The organism is Citrobacter sp. C6_1, from assembly GCF_014596835.2.
Taxonomy (GTDB): domain Bacteria; phylum Pseudomonadota; class Gammaproteobacteria; order Enterobacterales; family Enterobacteriaceae; genus Citrobacter; species Citrobacter pasteurii.
The window spans coordinates 1,422,548-1,445,957 of record NZ_CP115031.1 but is presented as its reverse complement, the minus strand read 5'-3'; the positions used below and the strand labels follow the sequence as shown (position 1 = coordinate 1,445,957).

22 protein-coding genes and 1 tRNA gene are annotated in these 23,410 nt (G+C 51.2%); 7 read left to right on the top strand and 16 right to left on the bottom strand.

Annotation, left to right across the window (positions count from 1 at the left end):
- Positions 1 to 73 precede the first annotated feature (73 nt).
- Genes IB196_RS06995 through prmB form a run of 6 tightly spaced genes read right to left on the bottom strand, consistent with a single transcriptional unit; the run spans position 74 to position 4,627 of the window.
- Positions 74 to 349, bottom strand: a complete 276-nt coding sequence (locus tag IB196_RS06995) for a YfcL family protein (RefSeq protein WP_005129722.1) — start codon at positions 347 to 349, stop codon at positions 74 to 76.
- Positions 350 to 381: 32 nt separating this feature from the next.
- Positions 382 to 930, bottom strand: a complete 549-nt coding sequence (locus tag IB196_RS06990; protein WP_005129723.1) for an elongation factor P hydroxylase — start codon at positions 928 to 930, stop codon at positions 382 to 384.
- A complete protein-coding gene (locus IB196_RS06985; RefSeq protein WP_188232032.1) occupies positions 930 to 1,739 on the bottom strand; it encodes a sulfite exporter TauE/SafE family protein in 810 nt (269 codons plus the stop codon). Before IB196_RS06985 ends, IB196_RS06990 begins: the two co-directional genes overlap by 1 nt.
- Positions 1,739 to 2,563: a penicillin-insensitive murein endopeptidase gene (gene mepA / locus IB196_RS06980; RefSeq protein WP_188232031.1), complete on the bottom strand. Its 825-nt coding sequence runs from the start codon at positions 2,561 to 2,563 to the stop codon at positions 1,739 to 1,741. The genes IB196_RS06985 and mepA overlap by 1 nt, the downstream gene beginning before the upstream one ends.
- Before the next feature lie 2 nt (positions 2,564 to 2,565).
- Positions 2,566 to 3,651: a chorismate synthase gene (gene aroC, locus IB196_RS06975; protein ID WP_188232030.1), complete on the bottom strand. Its 1,086-nt coding sequence runs from the start codon at positions 3,649 to 3,651 to the stop codon at positions 2,566 to 2,568.
- A 43-nt stretch (positions 3,652 to 3,694) separates the two neighbouring features.
- Entirely contained in the window at positions 3,695 to 4,627 is a 933-nt protein-coding gene (gene prmB, locus IB196_RS06970) for a 50S ribosomal protein L3 N(5)-glutamine methyltransferase (protein WP_005129736.1), read from the bottom strand.
- Between the two features lie 166 nt (positions 4,628 to 4,793).
- Here prmB and smrB point away from each other — a divergent pair, with 166 nt between their 5' ends.
- Positions 4,794 to 5,345: an endonuclease SmrB gene (gene smrB, locus IB196_RS06965; RefSeq protein WP_040231380.1), complete on the top strand. Its 552-nt coding sequence runs from the start codon at positions 4,794 to 4,796 to the stop codon at positions 5,343 to 5,345.
- A gap of 79 nt (positions 5,346 to 5,424) precedes the next feature.
- On the opposite strand, the gene sixA is transcribed toward smrB, so the two are convergent.
- From sixA to IB196_RS06945, 4 genes are all read right to left on the bottom strand, one after another.
- Positions 5,425 to 5,910 (bottom strand): phosphohistidine phosphatase SixA, encoded by a 486-nt coding sequence (gene sixA, locus IB196_RS06960; RefSeq protein ID WP_040231381.1) that lies wholly within the window; start codon positions 5,908 to 5,910, stop codon positions 5,425 to 5,427.
- 208 nt (positions 5,911 to 6,118) lie between these two features.
- A complete protein-coding gene (gene fadJ, locus IB196_RS06955; protein ID WP_188232029.1) occupies positions 6,119 to 8,266 on the bottom strand; it encodes a fatty acid oxidation complex subunit alpha FadJ in 2,148 nt (715 codons plus the stop codon).
- Positions 8,266 to 9,576 (bottom strand): acetyl-CoA C-acyltransferase FadI, encoded by a 1,311-nt coding sequence (fadI, locus tag IB196_RS06950; RefSeq protein ID WP_040231385.1) that lies wholly within the window; start codon positions 9,574 to 9,576, stop codon positions 8,266 to 8,268. Before fadI ends, fadJ begins: the two co-directional genes overlap by 1 nt.
- Before the next feature lie 176 nt (positions 9,577 to 9,752).
- Positions 9,753 to 10,037, bottom strand: a complete 285-nt coding sequence (locus tag IB196_RS06945) for a YfcZ/YiiS family protein (RefSeq protein ID WP_005129756.1) — start codon at positions 10,035 to 10,037, stop codon at positions 9,753 to 9,755.
- A gap of 371 nt (positions 10,038 to 10,408) precedes the next feature.
- Here IB196_RS06945 and fadL point away from each other — a divergent pair, with 371 nt between their 5' ends.
- The gene (gene fadL / locus IB196_RS06940; protein WP_005129763.1) at positions 10,409 to 11,740 is read left to right on the top strand and encodes a long-chain fatty acid transporter FadL; all 1,332 of its coding nucleotides are present in this window, start codon (positions 10,409 to 10,411) and stop codon (positions 11,738 to 11,740) included.
- A 60-nt stretch (positions 11,741 to 11,800) separates the two neighbouring features.
- On the opposite strand, the gene mlaA is transcribed toward fadL, so the two are convergent.
- The gene (gene mlaA, locus IB196_RS06935) at positions 11,801 to 12,556 is read right to left on the bottom strand and encodes a phospholipid-binding lipoprotein MlaA (protein ID WP_005129765.1); all 756 of its coding nucleotides are present in this window, start codon (positions 12,554 to 12,556) and stop codon (positions 11,801 to 11,803) included.
- Positions 12,557 to 12,842: 286 nt separating this feature from the next.
- Between mlaA and IB196_RS06930 the strand changes: the two genes are divergently transcribed.
- The 3 genes from IB196_RS06930 to IB196_RS06920 all read left to right on the top strand — a co-directional run bounded on the left by IB196_RS06930 (position 12,843) and on the right by IB196_RS06920 (position 14,680).
- Positions 12,843 to 13,784, top strand: a complete 942-nt coding sequence (locus tag IB196_RS06930) for a formate/nitrite transporter family protein (protein WP_005129767.1) — start codon at positions 12,843 to 12,845, stop codon at positions 13,782 to 13,784.
- A gap of 75 nt (positions 13,785 to 13,859) precedes the next feature.
- Positions 13,860 to 13,934, top strand: a tRNA-Arg gene (locus tag IB196_RS06925).
- A gap of 206 nt (positions 13,935 to 14,140) precedes the next feature.
- Entirely contained in the window at positions 14,141 to 14,680 is a 540-nt protein-coding gene (locus IB196_RS06920) for a DUF2058 domain-containing protein (RefSeq protein WP_040231426.1), read from the top strand.
- Positions 14,681 to 14,780: 100 nt separating this feature from the next.
- Here IB196_RS06920 and pgtA read toward each other — a convergent pair whose 3' ends face one another.
- From pgtA to pgtC, 3 genes are read right to left on the bottom strand one after another with little or no spacing between them, the layout of a single operon-like run.
- Complete coding sequence (gene pgtA / locus IB196_RS06915; protein ID WP_182290152.1) at positions 14,781 to 16,028, bottom strand: two-component system response regulator PgtA; 1,248 nt, start codon at positions 16,026 to 16,028, stop codon at positions 14,781 to 14,783.
- Positions 16,018 to 18,027, bottom strand: a complete 2,010-nt coding sequence (gene pgtB / locus IB196_RS06910) for a two-component system sensor histidine kinase PgtB (RefSeq protein ID WP_040231429.1) — start codon at positions 18,025 to 18,027, stop codon at positions 16,018 to 16,020. Before pgtB ends, pgtA begins: the two co-directional genes overlap by 11 nt.
- On the bottom strand, positions 18,024 to 19,223 hold the full coding sequence (gene pgtC, locus IB196_RS06905) for a phosphoglycerate transport regulator PgtC (RefSeq protein ID WP_137378438.1): 1,200 nt from the start codon (positions 19,221 to 19,223) through the stop codon (positions 18,024 to 18,026). Before pgtC ends, pgtB begins: the two co-directional genes overlap by 4 nt.
- Positions 19,224 to 19,638: 415 nt before the next feature.
- Here pgtC and pgtP point away from each other — a divergent pair, with 415 nt between their 5' ends.
- Positions 19,639 to 21,030 (top strand): phosphoglycerate transporter PgtP, encoded by a 1,392-nt coding sequence (gene pgtP / locus IB196_RS06900; protein ID WP_040231431.1) that lies wholly within the window; start codon positions 19,639 to 19,641, stop codon positions 21,028 to 21,030.
- Positions 21,031 to 21,145: 115 nt separating this feature from the next.
- On the opposite strand, the gene IB196_RS06895 is transcribed toward pgtP, so the two are convergent.
- Positions 21,146 to 21,388 (bottom strand): YfdY family protein, encoded by a 243-nt coding sequence (locus IB196_RS06895; RefSeq protein ID WP_005129778.1) that lies wholly within the window; start codon positions 21,386 to 21,388, stop codon positions 21,146 to 21,148.
- A 440-nt stretch (positions 21,389 to 21,828) separates the two neighbouring features.
- On the opposite strand from IB196_RS06895, the gene lpxP reads away from it, so the two are divergent.
- Positions 21,829 to 22,749, top strand: a complete 921-nt coding sequence (gene lpxP, locus IB196_RS06890; protein ID WP_005129779.1) for a kdo(2)-lipid IV(A) palmitoleoyltransferase — start codon at positions 21,829 to 21,831, stop codon at positions 22,747 to 22,749.
- Between the two features lie 41 nt (positions 22,750 to 22,790).
- On the opposite strand, the gene IB196_RS06885 is transcribed toward lpxP, so the two are convergent.
- Entirely contained in the window at positions 22,791 to 23,405 is a 615-nt protein-coding gene (locus tag IB196_RS06885; protein WP_188232028.1) for a lysozyme inhibitor LprI family protein, read from the bottom strand.
- Between the last annotated feature and the right edge of the window lie 5 nt (positions 23,406 to 23,410).

The window sequence follows — 23,410 nt, the reverse complement described above, 5'->3', positions numbered from 1 at the left end:
CCTACAAACACCCGCCCACGTGGGCCGGATAAGACACCTCCGTGTCGCCATCCGGCACAATCTCCTGCAATTATTATTTTGTCGCCTTCTGGAACAAAGTGTCCCACATCTCTTTCACTAACGCCTGGTCACGCGGCGAGAGTTCGCCCGCGCTGATGGCTTTCTCCAGACTGCTGGTCACATTGGCGTACAATGCCTCAGCGGAATGGTCCTCACCACCGTCCAGTTCAGCAACGGCCAGCGTCAGGTGCCCACGCAAATAACCACTGGCAAACAACTCATCATCGCTGGCGTGCTCTACCATATCGTCGATTAATGCCAGAATGCGTGATTCAAACTCCGCGATCATCTTCTTTCCTCATTGTAAACGTGGCATAGGCGTCAGTTGAGCGCTTCGGGCCACGGGAATTGTTCCGCCTTAAGTTCAGGCGTGTGATAATAATTCTGTAGTGCGTTAATGAAACGCGCCGGGCGTTCGGGGATCCCCTTATCCAGATACTCCATCACCTGGGCATGAACACGGCGCTGGAATACCACGCGATCCGGTTCAAAGTCCCCTTCCAGGTTGTCGCAACTGACGTTAAACGGGTAGCCCGCCGCCATGCAAAACAGCCAGTCAAACGCCTGCGGCTTCACTTCCACATCTTCAAACTGGCATTGCGTCTTCGCGTCGCGCCCATCGGGGCAGTACCAGTAACCGAAATCGACCAGCTCACGACGCGCCTTACCGGCGATGCACCAGTGTGAGATTTCGTGTAACGCGCTGGCGTAATAACCATGCGCAAAAACGATACGGTGATACGGTAATTCCGCATCAGCAGGAAGATAGATCGGTTCGTCGTCGCCTTTAATCAGACGGGTATTAAATTCATCGGCAAAACAGCCGTTAAAAATCTCAATTAACTGTTCGTAGTGATGGGTATTATTCATTAGTTCATCCCCAGCCAGTGGAGAATCTCCTGTCCATGATTATCATAAAGTAGCTTGGCACTCATCACGGCGGAGACGATGACAATCATTGGCCGAATGAGTTTTTGTCCTTTGCTGAGCACCAGCCGTGAGCCCATCCGTGCGCCAATAAACTGGCCAATGAGCATCACAAATCCGGTCGCCCAAATCACTTTGCCGCCGAGAGCAAACAACAGCAGCCCACCGATATTCGAAGTGGCATTTAATACTTTGGCGTGGGCCGTCGATTTCGCCAGGTTATAGCCACACAGCATGACAAAGGCCAGCGCGTAGAACGACCCCGCCGCCGGGCCAAAAAAGCCATCGTAAAAGCCGACGCAGCCCCCGGCCACCAGCGCGAAAGGCAATCCGTGCAGTCGACGCTGCCGATCTTCTTCGCCCACTTTCGGCATTAACAGAAAGTAAAGGCCAATACAGATAACCAGTACTGGCAGGATCTGGCGCAAAATGTCTGACTGCACGTGCTGAACCAATAGCGCGCCGCTCATTGATCCGACAAACGTCATGAAGATATTGAGCTTCTGATCCGCCAGATTAACCACTCCCCGGCGAATGAAATAGAGGGAGGAAGAGATAGACCCCCCGCAGGCCTGCAATTTATTGGTGGCCAGAGCTTGCTCAGGTGGCATCCCGGCCGCCATCAATGCCGGGATGGTGAGTAAACCACCGCCTCCGGCCAGAGAATCAATAAAACCTGCCAGCATCGCCACAAAAAAAAGCACACCTAACAGCAGTGGCGTCACCATAAACAGAGAGGCAAAATGATCCATTAGAGTACATGCTCGTCCAGTAGCGCCTGGCAGGAAGGCGGCAACGGCGGCGGTGTCTTCTTCTCAGGCTTGGTGGTTCCAGGTTTTGGAGGTTCGAACCAGCTTTGCAGCTCTGCGCCACAGCCGTCACCCGGTGGCGGTAACGGTTGATCTTCGCACTCAAGGCTATCAGCAGGACAACGTAACCGGACGTGCATATGCGCACGGTGCTGGAACCACGGCCGCACTTTACGCAACCAGTCCCTGTCGGTCCCTGCATCCAGACAAAGTTGTTGCTTAATCGCCGGATTCACGAAAATACGCGTTACTTCATTATCTTTTGCCGCCAGCCTTACCAGGCTGAAAATCTCCGGTTTCCACAGTGATGGCACAACACGTTTGCCGTCCTGTGAGACCAGATCTAACGCCTGCGGCCGCAGCAGTTGTGACTGGGTCCAGCGCGTTTTCGGCAGTTGCAGGAAAATATCCACATCCAGTCCCGTCTGGTGGCTGGCGTGACCGCCATTGAATCGCCCACCGGCTGGCATGCCCATATCACCAATTAACACCGTGCCCAGCCCCAAATTATTGGCCTGATTACTCAGACGCTGGATAAACATCACCAGATCCGGATGACCAAAGTAACGACGCTGATCGGTGCGCATCACCTGATAGTGTTCTGACTGTACAGGCAGCGTATCTGCGCCAACAATACAGCCATTGGAAAACGCGCCGATAGACTGCGCGCTGCCTGTAACCGGATGGGTAATTTTCTGCCAGGGCGTCGCCGCCAGACAGGCGGTACTGGCAAACAGAGCCAGCGCCGCAAGTGCCGTTTTTTTCATTTTTACCAGCGTGGAATATCGGTCTTCACATCCGCATTTTGCGCCCGCTGACGCAACAGGTGATCCATCAACACGATCGCCAGCATTGCTTCGGCGATCGGCACTGCGCGGATCCCAACACACGGATCGTGACGACCTTTCGTGATCATGTCGACTTCTTCACCAAAGCGATTAATGGTGCGACCAGGAACGGTAATACTGGACGTCGGTTTCAGCGCCATATGCGCAACAATTTGTTGCCCACTGCTGATCCCCCCCAGAATGCCGCCCGCATGGTTACTCTGGAAACCTTCTTTGGTGATTTCATCGCGGTTCTGACTGCCGCGCAGCGCTACAACGTCAAATCCGTCGCCAATCTCAACGCCCTTAACGGCGTTAATGCTCATCAGCGCATGGGCGATGTCGGCATCCAGACGATCGAATACAGGTTCGCCGAGACCCGCAGGTACTCCGCTTGCAACAACGGTCACTTTTGCCCCGATGGAGTCGCCCTCTTTCTTCAGCCCGCGCATCAGTTCGTCCAGCGCTTCGAGTTTATCCGGGTCCGGACAAAAGAACGGGTTAAGTTCCACCTGGGACCAGTCTTTAATCTCCAGCGGAATATCACCCATCTGCGTCAGACAGCCGCGAATTTCAACGCCGAATTTTTCCGCCAGATATTTTTTGGCAATCGCGCCAGCCGCAACGCGCATCGCCGTTTCACGCGCGGATGAACGTCCGCCGCCACGGTAGTCGCGCAGGCCATATTTCTGCTCATAGGTATAGTCAGCGTGTCCTGGACGGAAAACATCCTTGATGGCGCCATAATCCTGTGAACGTTGATCGGTATTTTCGATCAGCAGGCCAATACTCGTACCGGTAGTGACGCCCTCGAACACGCCGGAGAGGATCTTCACCTGATCCGGCTCACGGCGCTGCGTAGTGTAACGTGAAGTACCAGGACGACGTCTGTCGAGATCGTGCTGCAGGTCAGCTTCTGTCAGAGAAATGCCCGGCGGAACACCATCGACAATACAACCGAGCGCCAGCCCGTGTGATTCGCCGAAAGTGGTTACGCGAAAGAGTTGCCCAATTGTGTTTCCTGCCATCACGGCTCCGTTATGCGTGTTGTGTATGTGCGTGCGCGTGTAGTTAGTCTTTATAAATGCTGAAGTGCTCACGAGCAGCAACTAACTGCTCTTTGGTCAGCATGAATACACCGTCTCCACCATTGTCGAATTCCAGCCAGGTAAACGGCACATCAGGGTATTGCTCTATCAGATGTACCATGCTGTTTCCGACTTCACAAATCAGAATACCGTTATCTGACAGGTAGTCCGGGGCGTTACCCAAAATGCGGCGAGTCAGCTTCAGTCCATCACTACCGGATGCCAGACCCAGTTCAGGCTCATGACGGTATTCATTCGGCAGGTCCGACATGTCTTCCGCATCAACATACGGCGGGTTAGTGACAATCAGGTCATACTGGATTTTCACCAGATCGCGGAACAGGTCGGAACGGATTGGCGTGACGTGATGAATCAGGCCGTGCTCTTCAATATTGTGTTCGGTCACCGCCAGCGCGTCAGTGGAGATATCCACCGCATCAACTTCGGCTTCCGGGAAGGCATACGCGCAGGCGATAGCAATACAGCCGCTGCCGGTGCACATATCGAGGATATGCTGCGGCTGCTCATTAATCAGGCCCGCAAAGCGGTTATTGATAAGCTCGCCAATCGGTGAACGCGGAACCAGCACGCGCTCATCAACATAGAATTCATGCCCGCAGAACCAGGCTTTGTTGGTCAGGTAAGCCACCGGAATACGCTCGTTGACGCGGCGAATCACGCGTTCAACAATACGATGGCGCTCGCTGGAGGTCAGACGCGCAGTGCGCATATCTTCTGGGATATCCAGCGGCAAATAAAGCGACGGCAGCACCAGCTGTACGGCCTCGTCCCATGGGTTATCCGTGCCATGCCCATACCAGATATTCGCCGCGCTAAAACGGCTGACCGCCCAACGCAACATGTCCTGAATGGTATGCAGTTCACTCACGGCTTCATCGACGAAAATTTTATCCACGTATTTCTCCAGGGCATGCTCGCATTAAATTCGGCGGCTAGTTTGCCACGAAGACGGCGATAAATCAGCATTCACGCGGAGCCTGAGCGCGAAAATTGCGTTTTAAGCGATCGGATGCCCGTCGAGTCGGGTTAAACTAAGGGAAAATAAAAGATGAGACACTCGAATGAAAAAGAAAACATCGCTCAGCGAGGAGGATCAGACGCTGTTTCGCCAGCTGATGACCGGCACCCGGCAAATTAAGCAGGACACTATTGTTCATCGGCCGCCACGTAAAAAAATTGCCGAGGTTCCGGTTAAAAGACTGCTACAGGAGCAGGCTGATGCCAGCCACTATTTCTCGGATGAGTTTCAGCCGCTGCTGAATACGGACGGCCCGGTAAGATACCTGCGTGCCGACGTCAGCCATTTCGAACTGAAGAAAATGCGCCGTGGTGATTACTCCCCGGAGCTGTTTCTCGATCTGCATGGGCTGACCCAGCAGCAGGCCAAACAGGAGTTAGGCGCGCTGATTGCCGCCTGTCGTCGTGAGCATGTGTTTTGCGCCTGCGTAATGCATGGCCACGGGAAGCATATTCTTAAGCAGCAAACACCGCTCTGGCTGGCACAACATCCGCATGTGATGGCCTTCCATCAGGCACCGAAAGAGTACGGTGGCGATGCCGCGCTGCTGGTACTGATCGAAGTGGAAGAGTGGTTGCCGCCTGAACTCCCCTGATGCAGGAAACAGAAAGAGCCGCATTTGCGGCTCTTTGATTTTCCGGATGGCAGCTGTGCCTTATCCGATACCAACCTTTTCAAATCGCTTTTGCCATTTTCAGGTTACACGGGCTCATCTGCCAGTTAAAAGTACCCTTCCCGCTCTCATCAAGCGTTACGCTGGCAATCGCTGATGTGGTAAACATCGGCGGTGTTTCACCTGGGCAAAGCTCAGACACCAGATACCCCACTAAAGGCAAGTGAGAGATAACCAGTGCCGTGGCGATACCTTCATTGGCCAGAGCCTGTAAATAGGCACTGACCAGACCGACATCGCCGCAGGGAGTCAGCTCCGGCAAAACATCCACACCGGCTGGCAGGTTCATACACTCTCCCACCACGTCCAGCGTCTGTTCGGCTCGTAGGAACGGGCTCACCAGAACACGTTCGATATCCACTTTTTGACCTTTAAGCCAGTTCGCCATCAGGCGAGATTCGTCACAACCACAAGAGGTTAAAGGACGAACCGAATCACTGGCGGCATCGAGGGCCGCGTCGCCGTGACGCATGATAAAAACTTGCATATTGCACCGCTTTTGTTAACCAGAATCACCAACACCTTTATTCACAGCCCCTATTGACCGTGGTAACGATGTGGTGGCCGGCATTGTGCCTTATCCATTCACCGAATGAAACGCTGTTTTTTACCTCAACGGCGTAAGTATAGTCAATCTCTGTTTACATTTTGAGCGCGACCCATACATTCAGTGCGGATTCATCCTACCTTTGACCTCATGAATTCAGGTCAGTTTCCCCGATATCCCAGAATCTTTCACCACGTTCCGCCATCTGCAATAACTGTTCACACGGTGTAAACCGTGAACCATATTGCGTGGACAGTCGTTGCAGAACCGCAACCACTTCACCCGCACCGAGAGAATCCATATACCGGAACGGGCCGCCGAGGAATGGCGGAAAACCAATACCAAATACAGCGCCGATATCACCATCACGTGCGCTGCGGACGACCTGCTCACCAAAACAGCGTGCTGCTTCGTTAAGCATTAACATGACACACCGCTCTGCAATTTGCTGGGCTGCGAGTTGGCCCTGACCCTGGACGCCAATAAGCGTATAAATTGCGGGGTCGACCTGTTTTTTGCTTTTACGCCCTTTCGCGCCATAAAGATAGAAACCCCGACCATTTTTTCTGCCTTTGCGATCGTCATTCAAAATTGAAGCAACAACATTTGCAGGCGCGCTAAAACGTTCTCCATAGGCGGCCTCAAGCACTGGTATAATTTTAGTGCCCGTATCAATTCCGACCTCATCCAAAAGTTGGATTGGCCCTACCGGAAAACCAAACTTAACCAGCGCGGCATCAATCGTGTCGACACGTTCGCCTTCAGTCAGCATGCGAATCGCTTCGTTGATGTAAGGCGCTAAAATACGGTTAACGTAAAAACCAGCCTTATCCTGGACAACAATCGGCGTTTTGCCTTGTTTTTTCGCTAACTTAACGGTTGTGGCAATCGTCTGCTCAGAGGTTGTTGCATGCGGAATCACTTCCACAAGTGGCATTTTTTCTACCGGGCTAAAGAAGTGCAGACCAATTACCTGTTCAGGTCTGGCTGCGTTCGCCGCAATATCGCCAATTGGCAAAGACGAGGTGTTAGACGCAAAAATGGTATGAGTGGCACAGTTCTGCTCAATTTCTGCCACCATCTGTTGTTTTAATGACAGATCTTCGAATACCGCTTCAATAATCAGATCGCGATGAGCAAAACCGCGATAATCGGTGGTTCCCGAAATCAGCGCCAGCTGTTTATCACGCTCGCTCGCTTTAATATGACGGCGGCGAACCTTCGTTTCAAGCTGCTCCCAGCTGTACTTCAGCGCGTGGTTGATTCCCTTAGCGTTAATATCTTTGATGCGCACCGGCAAGCCACCTTTACAGGCCGTGACGTAAGCAATACCGCCGCCCATCAGGCCACCGCCCAAAATACCGACGCTATTCAGCGGGCCGGGCTTCGCTTCGCTACCGGGATCTTTTTTCACGTCGGTGTTGGCAAAAAAGATGTTCCGTAGCGCCTTAGACTGCGAAGTCATCGCCAGCTCGCCAAACGCGCGGGCTTCCGCCTCATAGCCGCTGCTGCTGCCCTGCGCGAGACCGGTTTCGATGACCTCAAGAATACGATCCGTCGCAGGGTAGTTGCCCAGCGTTTTTTGCGCCGTCTTTTTACTGACCATACGAAACAGCAGCGCACGTCCCAGCGGCCCCGCCAACACGCGTTCACGTACGGGCAGAACCCGGTGCGCCGAACTGTCTTTTTTGGCCAGTTCTACAGCCGCTTCCAGCAAAATGGCCTGTGGTACTACTTCATCCACCAACCCCACTTTTAGCGCCTGTTTTGCCCGGAGCTGTTTTCCTGTCAGGATCATATCCAGTGCAGTACTGACACCAATAAGGCGGGGCAATCGCTGGGTGCCACCGGAACCGGGAAGCAGGCCTAACTGCACTTCCGGTAAACCCAGCACGGTTTTAGCATCATCGGTACAAATACGGTTGTGGCACGCCAGTGCCATTTCCAGGCCACCGCCCAGACAGGCACCATGAATAGCGGCAACAACCGGGATCGGCAATGCATTAATTTCCGCCATGATCTGCTGCCCCTGACGGGCCAGCGTTTCAGCTTCCTGTGCGCTGCGACAACTACCAATCATGTTGATATCCGCCCCGGCGATAAAGTTATCGGGTTTCGCCGAAATAAACACCACGCCGCGCAATGCTTTGTTGTCGCGAATTTGTTTCAGAATGGCCCGAACCTGGGAAGCGAACTCCGCTTTCAGGGTATTCATTTTCTCGCCGGGCACATCAATGGAGACAACGGCGACGTTATCCAGACGCACGTTGAGCGTAAAAGCCGATGTCATTTCCATTATTCTGCCTCCAGAACCATTGCCGCACCCAGACCACCCGCCGCACAGGCTGTCACTAAACCAAACCCACCGCCACGACGGCGTAGTTCATGGAGGGTTTGAGTGATCATGCGTGCACCGGTGGCGGCGAATGGGTGCCCATAGGCAATTGAGCCACCCAGCACGTTAAATTTACTGTCATCGACTTCGCCAGTGGCGTGGGAGCGCCCAAGCACTTCGCGGGCAAAACGCTCGCTGCCCAGCAACTGGAGGTTCGCCAGCGTTTGTGCGGCAAAGGCTTCATGCATATCAATAAGCGTTAAATCCGCCATGGTTAACCCTGCGCGCTCCAGGGCAAGCGGTGTCGACCACGCCGGCCCCAGCAGCATGTCCTGCCAGACATCGATGCCGGTGAAGGCAAAACTACGCAGGTATCCCAGCGGCACCAGCCCCAGTTCTTTCGCGCGCGACTCCGTCATCATAATCACGGCGGCTGCGCCATCCGTCAGCGGGGTGCTGTTGGCCGCGGTAACGGTACCGTGTTTTCTGTCAAATGCCGGACGCAGTTTGGCGTAATCCGCCAGCGTAGAGTTACCACGAATATTGTTATCTTCTGAAAAAGGATCTTTAAAGGGGGGGATGTAGGTCGTCATCACCTCATCTGCCAGTTTTCCTTCAGCCCACGCCTGAGCTGCTCGCTGATGAGAACGGTGCGCCAGCGCATCCTGCTGCTCACGCGTGATGCCATAAGTTTTAGCCATTTGCTCGGCGGTATCTCCCATGCGTAAACCGGTGGAATATTCAGCCACTGCAGGTGGCACAGGCATCAGGTCGCGCAAGCGTAGCCGGGCAAAGAGCTTCAGACGTTGCCCGGTTGTGCGGGCTTTATTGACATCCACCAGTACTCGCGCCAGCTTTTTGCTGACGCCAATAGGCAGAACGGAAGAGGAGTCTGCGCCACCGGCAATCCCAGCTCGAATAGTACCGACCATCAGGCTTTCAGCGACATTCGCCACGGCCTGAAAGCTGGTTGCACAAGCCCGGCTTACGCTGTAAGCATCTGTATGCACATTCATCCCGGTTCCCAGAACGATTTCCCGGGCAATGTTGGGGGCTTCCGGCATTTGCACCACCTGGCCAAAAACCAGCTGTTCAATCACATCAGCAGGTATTTCGCTGCGGGCCAGCAATTCACCAACAACCATTTTTCCCAAATCAACGGCGGGAATGCCATGAAACGCGGTAGCCTGACGAGCAAATGGCGTACGCAATCCGCTCACGATGGCGATACGGTCGCCCTGGCGGGTAACCAGCGGTAAAGCCTGACTCATAACACTCCCCTGTAAAAAATAATAATAAGTGGTCTGACCTGATCACAGTCTTAACCAATTTTTTACATTTAGCCAAGCGGGGAGAAAAGAAAGTGAGAGCTATGACACAGTGAATAGTCACTGACTGTTACGAAAATGCCCTTGCCACCAGGTGGCAAGGGCATGAGCAGAAGGGATTAACGCAGGCCCAGCTGGAAAATCAGCGTTTCAGCTTCACAGGCAAAAACAAAATCGATATCCAGACGCACACCCTCTGACTCTTCAGTGAAAGTCGGGGTGATTTTGCAAGGTTCAGATTCCACGCTACGTGCCTTCTCAGTCAGAGCGGCCAGCGTTTCTTCTGCCTCTGCGCGATTCGCGAACACGCGGCTGTAGGAAGCGGTGCAATCGGAGTTGTCCATGATGGTGCCAACATCCATACAGCAGCAAACCGGGGTTTCATCAGCACTGCATTTACTCATTGTAGATTTCCTCTGTATTCGCACCCGAGGTGCCAGATAAACGATAGGGACATTTTACGCTCCCATTATTCGCCTCTCCAGTCGTTAATTGTGCGAAATGAGATAAGTGACAGAAATCACACTTAAAAATGATCTAAAACAAAAATCGCCCAAACAGGTGAGTGCGTACACCCGCAATTTTGCCAGCTGGATCGCGTTTCTTAGATCAGAATTGAAAATATTTATAAACATACTTGCAACATTCTGGCTGGTCAGACCTATACTCTCGCCACTGGTCTGATTTCTATGTGGTACCTCAGACCCTACACTTCGCGCTCCTGTTACGGCATGTAACATAGTTTGTATAAAAATAAATCTATGAGGTTATGGTCATGAGCCAGAAAACCCTGTTTACAAAGTCTGCTCTCGCAGTCGCAGTGGCAATTATCTCCACACAGGCCTGGTCTGCAGGCTTTCAGTTAAACGAATTTTCTTCCTCTGGCCTTGGCCGGGCATATTCGGGTGAAGGCGCTATTGCAGATGATGCTGGTAACGCCAGTCGTAACCCTGCGTTGATCATGATGTTTGATCGCCCTACTTTCTCTGCGGGTGCGATTTTCGTTGACCCGGATGTCGATATTTCCGGGCGTTCGCGCATTGGTAATGACGCCAGCCAGGATAATATCGCCCCAACCGCCTGGATACCGAACGTGCACTTTGTTGCCCCGATTAACGATCAGTTTGGTTGGGGGGCGTCAGTTACCTCTAATTATGGTCTGGCAACGGAGTTTAACAATAATTATGCAGCCGGCTCGATGGGCGGAAAAACCGATCTGGAAACGCTGAACTTAAACCTGAGCGGCGCCTACCGTCTGAATAATCATTTTAGCTTCGGCCTCGGTTTTAACGCCGTCTATGCCAAAGCGAAGCTTGAGCGTTATGCAGGCGATCTGCCGCAGCAGATCGTTGCAGGCTCTGGTGGCCGGGTTCCTCCCGCACTGGCCGCACAATACCCGGCAGATACGCAGATTGCGCGCCTGAAGGGTGACGAATGGGGCTTCGGCTGGAACGCCGGTATTCTTTATGAAGTGGATAAAGATAACCGTTACGGTTTCACCTACCGTTCGGAAGTAAAAGTTGACTTCGACGGTGATTACCGCAGCAGCCTGCCATCAATGGACCGTATTCCTGCGCAGTTGCGCCCGGTGTTCGCTAGCCTGCCTGCTGGCACTAACGGCAACACAATCGACGGATCACTTGATCTGAATCTGCCAGAAATGTGGGAGTTCTCAGGTTATAACCGCGTTGCGCCACAGTGGGCGGTTCACTACAGCATGGCATATACCAGTTGGAGTCAGTTCCAGGAGCTTAAAGCGAAAGGCAGCAACGGCCAGACGCTGTTCTATAAAGAAGAAGGTTTCAAAGACTCTTACCGCATCGCGCTGGGTACTACCTACTACTACGATGATACCTGGACATTCCGTACCGGTATCGCCTTCGATGATAGCCCGGTTCCAGCTAACCGCCGTTCCATCTCTATTCCGGATCAGGATCGCTTCTGGCTGAGTGCGGGTACAACCTACGCGTTTAATAAAGATGCTTCATTGGATGTCGGCATTTCTTATATGCACGGTCAGAAAGTGAAATTCGAAGAAGGCCCATACTCCTTCGAATCAGAAGGGAAAGCCTGGCTGTACGGTATGAACCTGAACTACGCATTCTGATTTTCATCAAACGTAAAAAAGGTGAGCTTTTTAGCTCACCTTTTTATTTGCTTCAATTCCTTACTCAGAATCGATCTCTTTTAACTCATCCTGAATATCTTTTGCGTTCGGGTTTTCTTCTGGTTTGAGTTTACCGCCATTCGCAATAAAGTCATGGCGCTGGAAGTAAGCTTCACGCACCATGATGTAAGGATCTGAGGATTGACGCAGCAGACCGTCAGAATCGAGCAGTTGCGCACGCGTTTCAATTCCTTCAACCGTCCATTTACCTATCGACAACGGCCAGGTTAACCAGGACAGAACCGGATACAGCGTATCCACCATATCGCCGCCATCATCACGCAGCGTGAAGCTGCCGTAGAACGGAAGCTGCATATATGGACCGTAACCGACATCATAATGGCCTAATGTGCTGCCGAAGCGGTGTGGTTCAACACGCTGCAACTTCGGATTCGCCATCCCCGCCACATCAATAAACCCGCCCATACCTAACAAGGTGTTGAGGAAGAAACGGGTAAAATGCACCATCCCCTGATAGGGATCGCCTTGCAGGAAATAGTTAACCATGACAGCCGGTTCTTCAAGGTTGCCAGTAAAGTTGCTCAAACCATTACGGGCCGGCTGCGGAACATAATCACGCCAGGCTACAGCCACCGGGCGAACAACGTATGGATCCAACACATTAAAGTTGAAGTTGTACATGGTGCGGTTGAACCCTTCAAATGGGTCCGAACGCCCCTGCTGTTCAGTACCGGAGCTCGCACACCCCACCAAAAGTGTGGTTCCCAGCGCAAGCGCCGACAGGCGAAGCTTCATAAGTGTCTCCCTGTGTATTATGGCTATCGCTGATTGCCATCCATGACGGAACGATGATGTATCCGCCTGATTAGATGTGAGCGATTGTAACAGCACGTCAATCGATGTCTATATGCCCTAACTTACTGATTTGATCATAGCCTGGTAATACAGACACAGTGATGGTTCATTTTAACGAAGCCAATAAAAACATGCGTTACCATTTTTGCGATTTCAGACTTTATCCACCAGCCTTCAAATAAAAACCGCTACGCTTTAGCAATACGTGCTTATTCAGGATCCTGGTATGAATGACATCGAAAAAGAGAAGATTGATCGCCACAGCGACGAGCTCCAGGTGGAAAGCGAAGAAAAGCGGAGCGGAAAAAAGATAGAGCTCAATGAGGACAGGCTCCCCTCACGTGCAATGGCGATCCACGAGCATATCCGCCAGGACGGAGAAAAAGAGATGGAACGTGACGCGATGGCGCTATTGTGGTCAGCCATCGCTGCCGGACTGTCAATGGGTGCATCGTTGCTGGCAAAGGGAATTTTTCACGTACAACTGGAGGGTGTTCCCGGCGGATTTTTGCTGGAGAATCTTGGTTATACCTTCGGCTTTATTATTGTGATTATGGCCCGCCAACAGCTCTTTACGGAAAATACCGTCACCGCCGTCTTACCCGTTATGCAAAACCCTACCCTCGGCAATTTTGGTCTGTTGATGCGTCTGTGGAGCGTAGTACTACTGGGTAATATTCTCGGCACCGGAATTGCGGCATGGGCGTTTGAATACATGCCGATTTTTGATGAGGCGACCCGCGACGCTTTCGTCAAAATAGGCATGGATGTTATGAAAAATAGCCCGACGGAGATGTTTGCCAATGCCATTGTCTCCGGCTGGTTGATTGCCACAATGGTCTGGATGTTTCCCGCCGCCGGAGCCGCAAAGATTGTCGTCATTGTCCTGATGACCTGGCTGATTGCCTTAGGCGATACCACACATATCGTCGTGGGTTCAGTTGAAATTCTCTATCTGGTCTTTACTGGCACACTGCACTGGGGCGACTTTTTCTGGCCTTTTGCCTTGCCGACACTGGCCGGGAATATCTGTGGCGGGACGTTTATCTTTGCGCTGATGAGCCACGCGCAGATCCGCAACGATATGAGCAATAAACGCAAGGAAGAAGCCCGGTTGCAAGCAAAGCGGGAAGCACAACCGCAGAAAAACCAGAAAAAACAGACCTGAGTGGCGACTGTTTGAGCAGTCAGGCAGCCTGAGACTTACCGTTGGGAGTAAAAAACGCTATACTCGTGCCGCTTCGTCCCCTTAGTTAAATGGATATAACGAGCCCCTCCTAAGGGCTAGTTGCAGGTTCGATTCCTGCAGGGGACACCATCACATCTATAACGCAACGCTCTGTTTTATTTCACCATCACGGTACTTGCCATAGCCCCACACCGTTTCTCCCCCGGCGTTTAGCGCCTGAGCATTTCGCGGTACCAGACAGGAGCAAGATCGGTTTGGCAAACCCCGTATTCTGGCATCCCGTTGGACGTTAAGGTTATAATCCTGACAACGATTTTATTGGATCAGATGCAAAAATGACAAAACTCACCCTACAAGAACAGATGCTGAAAGCTGGCTTAGTTTCCAGCAAAAAAATGGCGAAAGTGCAGAGAACGGCGAAAAAATCACGCGTTCAGGCCCGTGAAGCCAGAGAAGCGGTTGAAGAGAATAAAAAAGCACAAATTGAACGGGATAAGCAGTTAAGCGATCAACAGAAACAAGCGACGCTGTCGAAAGAATACAAAGCGCAGATTAAGCAGCTTATTGAAATGAACAAAATCACCATTTCCAAAGGTGATATTGGGTATAACTTCACCGATAATAATCTGATTAAAAAAATCTACGTGGATAAGGTGACACAGGCGCAATTGATTAAAGGACGTCTGGCTATTGCCCGGCTGACTGCAGAAAGCGACCGTGACAGCGAATATGCTATTATCCCGGCCGTCGTTGCCGATAAAATTGCACAGCGCGACGACAGCTACATCGTCTTAAATTGCGAGCTGAGTCAGGAAGCGAAAGACGAAGACGATCCGTATGCTGACTTCGTCGTACCTGACGATTTAATGTGGTAAGCGAAAAATGCCGGATAATAAGTCCGGCATTTTTTCTAATAATGAGGTGACGACTCAGATGTTCATTCAATTACCCTTATCATAACCGCACCTCATCTCTCTAGAACTTATAATGCTCTTTACTTAGCCCGTATTTTCTCATCCGCAAATACAGTTTTTTACGCGGAATTTGCAGATATTCTGCCACTTCATTAATACGCCCTTGATGAATATTTAGCGCTTCGGTAATGATTTGCCGCTCATACTCTTCAACCCGGCGATCCAACGGTGTCGGTCCCGGCATGTGCAACTGCGGATTAGCGGTCTCCGCCAATGGCAGCAACCCAACGGCAAAAAGCTCTGCGGCGTTTGCCAGCTCTCGCACATTACTTAACCACACACGACGTCGCATGCCTTTTAGCAATTCCCCGTCGACCTCCGGAATGGGGTGGTTCAGACGCAGACAGGCTTTTTGCAGGTAATGGCGAAATAGCGGTTCAATATCGTCCGGGCGCATGGATAGAGGCTGGCAGGCGATTTGTGTCATGGCGAAACAGTAATAGAGTTCGGCCACGATCTGGTTTGTTGCCGCCAGCTCCACCAGCGATGTCGTGCCAACACCAATTAACCGAAAAGGACGCCGCTCCTGACTTTGCAGGTGAACCAAATGGTGCTGCTGCTCGCGCGTCAGACACGCTATATGGCTTAATACCAGCGTCCCACCTTGCGCTTGAGCAATCAGCTCATCGAGCTGAGCCGTGTTCCCGGCGGTGAGTTCTGCGCGGATAAACGGCCCCTGGGCGCTACGTCCCAGCTGATGCAAATAACGGGCTCCCGTCATACGTCCCGTCCCGGGTTCCCCATAAAACCAGACGGCAAGATCCGTTTCTGCCAGTTGCTGCAGCCGTTGACGGTACTGATTTATCCAGTCGCTGTAGCCAACCAGTTCAACCTGCAGCTTTTGCTGGCAGTAATGACGACGGGCAATCACAGATTTTCGCTGCTGCAACGCCTGTGCAACCAGCAACAGCAGCTTACCGGGATCGACCGGTTTTTGCAGAAAATCCCATGCCCCTTTTTTCACCGCATCCACCGCCATCGGCACATCACCATGTCCGGTAATCAGCAGGATCGGCAGCTGGCTATCATCCTGATGAAAAAGAGCCATCAGTTCGATACCGTTACAGCCAGGCATACACACGTCACTCAGGACGATACCGGGCCAGTCAGCCTGTAGCCAATTTCGGGCATCGTAGGGGTTATTGCACGCGCATACCCGATAGCCTGCCTGCTCAAGCAACAAGGTGTAAGCATCAAGGACATCGGTATCATCATCAATCAGCAGAACAGAATATTCATCACTCAACATCTTCTACATCCGTCAGGTTGAATTGCAGTACCACGCAGGCATTGCGCCCCAGCGTCGACGCCAGGCGTAGCTCGCCGTTCATCTGCGTCATTAATGAGACACAAATTGATAGCCCAATACCGAGACCAACATCCTTACTGGTGGTAAACGGTTTTAATAGCGACGGTAGCAGCGCACCAGGCCAGCCGGGGCCATTATCGCTGACAAATACACACACCGTGCTGCCCTCAACCTGCCAGTGAACGTCAATCTTCGCGGCAACCGGGCAGGCATCCAGCGCATTTGCCAGTATGTTTACCAGAACTTGCTGAATTCTCACCTCATCGCCCGTAACCCACACGCGCTCAATTGGCAGCGAAAGCGTACCCTGCTGCGGTTTATGCCGCATAGCCAATAGTTCCCAGGCCGCGCTGAAGGTCTGCCGTAAATCGACCGGATGCAGCGGTGCCCCTGGCTCGGCTCGGCGTGCAAACTGTCGCAATGAGCGGATAATGGCATCGATACGGGTAATGAGTCCTTCGGCTTTGGTTAACGTGCTTCTGGCCTGCGCCAACTGCTCTTGTTCAATTGCTCTGCCCGCAGTAAACAGATACATCGACAACGCATTCAGTGGTTGATTGATTTCGTGGGCCAGCGTGGTCATGGTCTGTCCGACCACCGCCAATTTCGCCGTCTGAATCAATTCGCCCTGGGTCGCTCGCAGATCGGCCTCAATCTCCTTACGCTCTGCCACTTCCTGTTCAAGCTGACTTTTTTGCGTATTGAGCTGACCCAGCGTATGGCGCAGTAACCCTGCAATGCGCCCTAGCTCATCACGACCATAAACCGGGATCGAGGCATCGGTTCTGCCAAGACCAATTTGCACCACGGCCTGGTTGAGCGCGGTAAAACGCTTCACCAACCGTGAACGGATAAAGTAGTGGTTGAGTCCCCAGGCAAGAAGCAGCGCCAACAGCGTCGCCAGCAGAATAAGCCCACCGCTGACGCGAACAATCTGCTCCAGTCGCTGGTTAAACATCTGCATTTGTTGATGGCTACTTCCCAACTGAGCCTCAAGCAACGTTCGGAAACGTCCAAGTGTAGCTTCTCTGGCATGGCTGGCATCAACCAGCGCTTTTTGCGCCGCGACATAATCACGCATCGTATCGGGCATTTTGTTTTTCATCATCCCGATTTCCAGCAATTCGTCGATGGTTTGTCGCAACGTGATAGTACTGGGCCAGTCGTCCAGGGTGCGGATATTTTCATCCGCCGTTTTCTTCAGATTTTCCAGATAGCGAATATGATTCTCGACCAGCATGCCGTCGTCGCTACCTGACTTCAGTTCATTCAACCTGTCGCGTAAATCATCGACAATCTGGTTTTCAATTCTTGCCAGCGTGTACACCTGTTGCTGCTCATTCTGCACCTCCCTGGCGCGTTTCAGGTACAACGCCGCGTCGCCATTTTTCGCTTCAATTTGATCCAACAACGTTCCCTGCTGCCAGGTGAAATCCTGCACCAGAGAGTTCAGTTCGGTCGTGAAATCATCATGTAACCAGTCGATTCGCGCGGAAAGTTCGCTGACTTTTTCGCGTACCAGGAACATGTTGTAGAGCACCCGGTCCAGCTCGGTCATCAATGCCCGACTATCCTGCAAAATCACCGCCAGCTGTTGTTGTTCCGCGGGTTGCAATCCCCGGCTCAGCAGTTCAATTTTGTCCAGATGTTCTATGATCTGATTGCGCAATTGCAGCCGTACGGTCGTATTGGGGGCAAGCAGGAATTCATTAAGCTGATCGACAACCAGATTAAGATTCCCTTCAATCAAAAAAGCGGAATGCACGCGCGGGAAATAGTCATCGAGCGAATAGCGGATTTGCGAGCTTTGCTCATGCCAGGAATACAAACTGACACAGCTCACGCTCAGCGTCAGTAAAGCCCCCGTCAGAAAAGCCCCCCGCAAACTGCTGCTGATGCTGAGCTGACGAAGACGTTGCCATAGCGAACCGCCTTTCATTGTAGTTCTTCCAGTTTTGATATCGCCAGCCGCTGGTTTTTAAGAAACCAGAGTTGCCACTCCATCATTTGCTGTTCAGCAAAACTTTTGTTATCGAATTGAGCAAGCCAGGCTTCATCTTCGCTGCTCCTGGCGTCGATTGGGACCTGGGTTAACAGCGCTCTGATTTCGGGTAACGGGTGTTTCAGACGAGCTTCCGCACTGTACAGCGCTCGCCAGGCATCCTTAAGCTGCGCGAGGCGGAAACTGATGGCCGTATCAAACATTCGCTGGACCAGCTGTTGACGCTTCAGGATCAGACGGTAATTAAGCGGTGGCTGTTTCATCAAAATGGCCTGTTGGGCTGCACGCGGGTTATCTGCTGCCAGCGACGTTACCGGATATTTACCGGTATTCGCATCTGCAAGGATCCGCTGCCCTTCCGGGCTCAATAAATAGCGGATAAAACGTTGTGCTTCATTGGCACGCGGGCTGTTTTTCAGCACGGCTACGTAGGTCGGCGAGACCGCAGAGTGTGGAAAGTAATTAAAGGTCAGATTGGGGTCATTGAGCAGCAGATTGGCATAGTTATCAATAACCGGTCCCGCAACGCCCAATCCGCTCTTAATTTTGTCCGCAACACCAAAGCTGCGTGATGAAATGGTCACCAGGTTCCCGGCACTGGCCAGCAATGTCGCCCAACCTTCTTGCCATCCTTTTTGTTGCAGCAATGATTCAACCATCAGGTGATTGGTATCGGAGCGCGATGGGCTACTCATCAGCAGGGCATTTTGATATTTAGGATGCGTTAAATCCCCCCAGTCCGTCGGTGGAGGCAGATGTCGCGCCGTCAGTGCTGAACGATTAATCAGTAGACCAAATCCCGAGATCGCCACGGCTACAGACGTCGACCGTATTGACTCAGGCACCAGACGCTGGCTTTCCGGCAATGCATTATCAAAAGGAGCAAGTTTCTGATGCTCCTGAAGATGCTGCAGTAGCATCGGCGAAGAGGTCAAAATCAGGTCAACGTTTTCCGCATTCGCGGTATCGAGCAGTTGTTCGAGAGAAGAACTGGTGCGGTTTAGCGTGCGGATCATCACTGACCCCGGCTCCGTTTGCCAGCGCTGAATAATCCAGGCCGTTGCCCCCGGGGAAAACGTCGTCGCCATCACCAGTTCCTTCCCCTGTGCCAGACAGGTCGCCGACAGCGACATAAAACACAGTGAGAGCGCCAACAAACTACCCCGACAGAAAAGTCTGTTTGTGATCCTGCTCATAAATACCAACATCTTCAAAAAATAATATTGAGACAAAATTTACCCGTTTATCGCGACACATGGAAAAGATAAAACTGCTATCAAAATAACCAGACGGAATACGATAACAGAGATAAAGAATACCTGAAAATGTCGTTTGAATTTGTTAATACCCGCACATGCTGATGATAAAAACGCATTAAGAATAATAGCTCTGGCCTCACCATAATTCAAAAGAGTCAAAGTCAGCCCCATTTTCAGCAAATTGAGTCAATAGTGACACATTTCTTCAATTTGAATTTCTTAGCCATCTATTTCACTCTTCTCTGCGAAAAATCCTGATATTCACATCAATATAAATTTAGGTGATGATATGTTATCAATATTTAAGACAGGGCCATCGGCAAATAAAGTCCCGGAAGAGAAAATTCAGGAGACTTATGGTCGATACCGCATTCAGGCGTTACTTAGCGTATTTCTTGGCTATCTTGCGTATTATATTGTACGTAATAACTTCACCCTCTCTACCCCGTACCTGAAAGAACATCTGGATCTCAGCGCAACACAGATTGGTTTACTCAGCAGTTGTATGCTAATTGCCTATGGGATCAGTAAAGGCATCATGAGCAGCCTGGCAGACAAAGCCAGCCCGAAAGTCTTTATGGCTTGCGGCCTGATCCTGTGCGCTATCGTCAACGTTGGCTTAGGGTTCAGCACCGGATTCTGGATTTTTGCCGCACTGGTGGTCTTCAACGGACTATTCCAGGGGATGGGCGTCGGTCCCTCGTTTATTACCATCGCCAACTGGTTCCCACGCAAAGAGCGCGGACGCGTTGGCGCATTCTGGAATATCTCACACAACGTCGGCGGCGGTATTGTCGCCCCTATTGTTGGCGCCGCTTTTGCAATTCTCGGCAGCGAACACTGGCAAAGCGCCAGCTATATCGTCCCAGCCTGTGTTGCGGTGCTGTTTGCTTTTATTGTTCTGATGTTGGGGAAAGGCTCACCGCGCGAAGAAGGCTTGCCTGCTCTGGAACAGATGATGCCGGAAGAAAAAGTCGTGTTGAATGCCCGGCACGTAACCCAGGCGCCGGAAAACATGAGCGCCTTTCAAATTTTTTGCACCTACGTGCTGCGTAACAAAAATGCCTGGTATGTTTCATTGGTAGATGTTTTTGTCTATATGGTGCGTTTTGGCATGATCAGTTGGTTACCGATTTATTTGTTAACTGAAAAACATTTCTCGAAAGAACAAATGAGTGTGGCGTTCCTGTTTTTCGAATGGGCCGCAATTCCTTCCACACTGCTGGCGGGCTGGTTGACCGATAAACTGTTTAAAGGTCGTCGCATGCCGTTGGCCATGATTTGTATGGCGCTGATCTTCGTCTGCCTGATCGGTTACTGGAAAAGTGAATCCCTGCTGATGGTCACTATTTTTGCCGCCATCGTCGGGTGCCTGATCTATGTGCCCCAGTTCCTGGCGTCTGTTCAGACCATGGAAATCGTCCCCAGCTTTGCCGTCGGTTCGGCGGTCGGATTACGCGGTTTTATGAGCTACATTTTTGGTGCATCGCTGGGAACCAGTCTGTTTGGTGTCATGGTCGATAAAATGGGATGGCATGGCGGTTTCTATCTGCTGATGGGCGGGATTGTCTGCTGCATACTGTTCTGCTATCTGTCCCACCGCGGAGCGCTGGAACTCGAACAACAACGAAAAAATGCCCAACAACAGGACACGGAGCTGCAGCTTGCTGATGCCAGGTAATCGGCTTTAGAGAGAAAAAAGTGCCAGCGATGCTGGCACTTTAGTTTGTCCAGATGGAAGCCAGAAAATCAGTCAATGTGGTACACAATTGCGTTTTCCGTTATGAACCTGTGATTTAATTCTTATTGTCCCCTACCATAAAGCGAATGATCAATCCGCATGCCGGGGCAAGAAAAAGAAACAGTCCCGTTACCATTTCGTTTCCGTCAGTCAACCGTATGGTAAAGAAATAAATTAATGCCGTAAGGATAGCCATGCCGAAAAAAGAACTAATTGACGCGGCAGCGCCCATTACCTGCCAAATATAGCAACTAACGCACAGAATGCTCAATGCGAGGAAAGTCCAAAAATAGAACATAGCGTTACCTCCTGTCTGCCGTAAAAATCGACGTAAGTCCTTACACTTCCTTGATTTTATAGTCTAAGACAATTCCTATCCGTTCGCAATTCAAGCAACATTTTCGCTACAATAACTGTTCATCTTCTGAACTGCACATTCTCCGTTGACCTTTATTTAATCGTCATAAAAACAACAAATTATCTATAAGTCTATTCTTGCTTTTTATCGACCAAAAAACATTTACGAAACTTGAGGAATTATTTCTGGATGACATTAATCTTCGGGTGTACATTGAGCGTCCGATCATTCATACCCCTCGTGGTTTGTCCTGACTCAGTTTTACACTCTTTACAGGAACCATTGTCGCTAATAGTGACCTAACTGTTCAGTGTCAGAGAGTAACGCTGTAGGCAAAGAATCTTCGCGATACATTATTTTCGTACCAACAACAGGTGCTTATGTTCCCCCAATGTAAATTTTCACGCGCGTTTTTGCATCCGCGCTACTGGCTCACATGGTTCGGTGTCGGTGTGCTCTGGTTACTGGTGCAGCTCCCTTATCCTGTTTTATGTTTTCTGGGCACCCGTACAGGTACGCTGGCGCGCCCATTTTTAAAGCGCCGGGAATCCATTGCCCATAAAAATCTCGAACTCTGTTTCCCGAATCTGTCACAAGAAGAAAGAAACAAACTGGTCGACGAGAACTTCCGCTCACTCGGCATGGCACTGCTTGAAACCGGTATGGCCTGGTTCTGGCCAGATCGCCGGGTGCGCAAATGGTTTGATGTTGAAGGTCTGGACAACCTGCAACGCGCTCAGGCACATAACCGTGGCGTAATGGTAGTCGGCGTGCATTTTATGTCGCTGGAACTGGGGGGCCGCGTGATGGGTCTTTGCCAGCCAATGATGGCAACCTACCGCCCGCACAACAACAAATTAATGGAGTGGATACAAACCCGCGGCCGTATGCGCTCGAACAAAGCCATGATCGGCAGAAATAATCTGCGCGGCATTGTCGGCGCACTGAAAAAAGGGGAAGCCGTATGGTTTGCACCCGATCAGGATTATGGCCGTAAAGGCAGTTCATTTGCGCCATTCTTCGCCGTCAAAGATGTTGCGACAACCAACGGCACCTACGTGCTGTCACGCTTGTCGGGGGCGAAAATGCTGACCGTCACCATGGTGAGAAAATCTGATAACTCCGGCTACCGTCTGTTTATCACGCCAGAAATGGAAGGTTACCCGGAAGATGAAAACCAGGCCGCGGCCTATATGAACAAAATTATTGAGAAAGAGATCATGCGGGCACCCGAGCAGTATCTCTGGATCCATCGTCGTTTCAAAACCCGCCCGATGGGTGAAGCCTCGCTATATGTCTAAAAAGAAAGGCCGAATGGCCTTTCTTTATTTCTGCGCTTGAATTACTTAACCCCCCACTTGTTCTGTAGTTCAGTCATTCGTTCGCTATATTCTCTGCCAAGGCAGGCGGGTTTATCCTGCTCTTTCCAGCATTCATTACGTCCTTTGATCCAACCTCGTTGCACTGCTTTTAGCGTCGGGTCATTTTTCGATTTAGCCAGCGCCTGTTTGTAGACCTCGTTCAATCGTAAATCCATTGCGGAGAGCGATGGGCTCAGACAGATAATCTCTTCCATGCTTCCCTTTTCCACTGCAGAACAGGAGAATGATGGGCCAGCATGAGTCGATTTTTTCGCCACAGAGAAATCAACATTATCTTCAGGCTGACAAATCCCATGCTTGCGGTTTGGGCCAGCCCAGGACACTTCCGGGTTTCCGTCATCTTTTCTGGAAATTGAGACGGTATTTTTACCGCTCTTTGCCTCCCAGTAATTTTCATTGAAGGTCTTAATGGTCGCTTTTGTGCCATTAATCCATACATTGCCTTTACCATCACTATTCACACCACCAATACTTGCGCAACTGAAATTGAACGCTTGTGGTGCAGCCGCCATCGACGCCAATGGCGCAAGAACAAGTGCTAACATCATTAATCTGGTCATTTTTAACCTTTTCATTATCA